This window comes from Mesorhizobium sp. M4A.F.Ca.ET.022.05.2.1, assembly GCF_003998845.1.
Lineage (GTDB): Bacteria > Pseudomonadota > Alphaproteobacteria > Rhizobiales > Rhizobiaceae > Mesorhizobium.
Map to the genome: position 1 here is coordinate 1 of NZ_RZOJ01000656.1, position 1958 is coordinate 1958.

Below are 1958 nucleotides of genomic sequence, written 5' to 3' on the forward strand. Positions count from 1 at the left end.
TGACGATGCCGTCGATCAGCGCGACATAGGGCTTCCTGAAGGCGTTGATGCGGGCGTTGAGCCGGTATTCGTCGGCAAAGAAGTCGACCGGCGGCCGCCCGGCACGGCCGGCCTCATAGATGTGCAGGATGTCGCCGCCGGCGGAGAACGCCCTGCCCTCGGCCTTGACGATCACGACATCGACGCCGTCATCGCGCTCCCAGGCTTCGAGCGCCTTGCCAAGCGCCTTGACCATGGCGTGCGTGACAGCGTTGAGCGCCTGCGGCCGCGTCAGCGTAACGACGCCGGCCCTGCCCAACCGCTCGAAGCGAATTTCGTCGCCTCCGCCAAAATCCATCGTAAGAGAATCCTCCCCCGCGCCTGCGGGATTTGAAGTGCTAAGCGGCGACTGGGCGAACGTCAATTGTCGGGCGCGGGCAGAGATGACTGCGCTCGTTCGAATTGCCACAGGCTGCCTACCACACGAAGGGGATCAAGGCCTTGGTTCGCCTGGCATAAGCAGGAAATTCATTGGGGAACTGCACCGCAAGGAGCCGGTCTTCGGCGCCGACGCGCCAGAGAAAAAGCGAGCCCAACAGGATAAGCAGGAAGATAAAACCGCCGCCCACCACGATCGCTGATCCGATACCTGCGACCATGCCGCCTGTGTACATGGGATGACGCACGTAGCGGTACGGGCCGGAAGTCACAAGTTCATGGTCCTGCTTGGCCGAGACGGTCTGGCTCCAGTTGCGGCCAAGGCTTTGTCGCGCCCATACCAGGAATGCCATGCCAGCAAGGGTGACGACGACACCAATGCCGGCTAAAGCCGGGCCCACGGGCGCGAAGTTGACGAATGCGAACGCCCGCAGATGCGGAAGCAGGAAGGCCACTATCACAGCGAACAGCAAGGCGAAGCTTTGCAGCAAATGCGGCCGTGTATCGCGCTTCACACCCGCCGCTTGAATGGTGAGATAGACGATCAGCAGGATCCAGGCGGCATAGATGAGCCAGATGAAGATCATTGCTCGCTCCTTCGATTGGCCATGCCGGTCCAGCGTGGCGCACGGATGCCCCATGCCGGCGGCCATGCGGCGCAAAGCAACCGACTTGGCCGCTGTTGGCGCCCGGTGCTAGAAGATGGCCACGTTGAACTGGATGGCAAGACATGACCGGGCCTTCTCGTCTCATGGCTGCAACGATCTGCCTGATCGCTCTTTGCCTCATGTCTGGTGCTGCTCTGGCCGCGACGGAAGCGCTCTACCAGTCGCAGACGATCGTCACCGGCACCGGCGAGGTCAACCGGAAGATCGGCTTCAGGGATTGCCTGGACAAAGTGCTTGTGAGGGTCTCGGGCGATCAGCGGCTGCCGGGCAAACCGGAGATGGCGGCGCTGCGCGACAAGGCAGGCGATTTCGTCGAATCCTTCCGCTACCACGACCGGCTGGAAGGCATCCCCGTGCATGACGAGCAAGGCACGCATGACCGGCCGCACGACCTCACCTGCCTCTACAAGCCCGCTGTGATCGACAAGGTGCTGGCCCAGCTTGGCAGCAAGCCTTGGCTCGGCGAGCGACCGACGGTCGCGGTTTTCCTGATGGCCGAGCAAGGCACGCGGCATTTCGCGCTGAGCGCCGATGACGAGCGCGGCGAGGCGATGCGCGAATCCTTCATCAACGCCACGGGGCCGCTGCTGATGCGCATCGCCTTCCCGCCGGGGTCGATGATTTCCGGGATGGACGAGAAGGCGCTGCACACCACCGACATGGCCACGCTCGACGAGCTGGCGAGGAAGGCCGGCGCCGACCAGGCGCTCGCCGGCAGCATCGTATGGAGCGACAAGGACCTGGGCTGGATCGCCGACTGGCGGCTGGCCGATGGCGGCAAGACCTATCGCTGGCAGGTGCGCGGCGTCAGCTTCGACGAGGCGTTCCGTGTCGCCATGCGGGGCGCGGCGCAAGTGCTGTCGGGCAATGGGC

The 1958-nt window shown here is 64.0% G+C and carries 3 protein-coding genes; 1 reads left to right on the forward strand and 2 read right to left on the reverse strand.

Annotated elements, in window-relative coordinates; genetic code table 11:
• Both EN745_RS34205 and EN745_RS34210 read right to left on the reverse strand, forming a co-directional pair.
• On the reverse strand, positions 1–337 hold a 337-nt coding region (locus EN745_RS34205), incomplete at its 3' end, for an enoyl-CoA hydratase/isomerase family protein (RefSeq protein ID WP_189363256.1).
• A gap of 118 nt (positions 338–455) precedes the next feature.
• Entirely contained in the window at positions 456–1004 is a 549-nt protein-coding gene (locus tag EN745_RS34210) for an isoprenylcysteine carboxylmethyltransferase family protein (protein WP_189347833.1), read from the reverse strand.
• A gap of 143 nt (positions 1005–1147) precedes the next feature.
• On the opposite strand from EN745_RS34210, the gene EN745_RS34215 reads away from it, so the two are divergent.
• On the forward strand, positions 1148–1958 hold an 811-nt coding region (locus EN745_RS34215; protein ID WP_127423271.1), incomplete at its 3' end, for a DUF2066 domain-containing protein.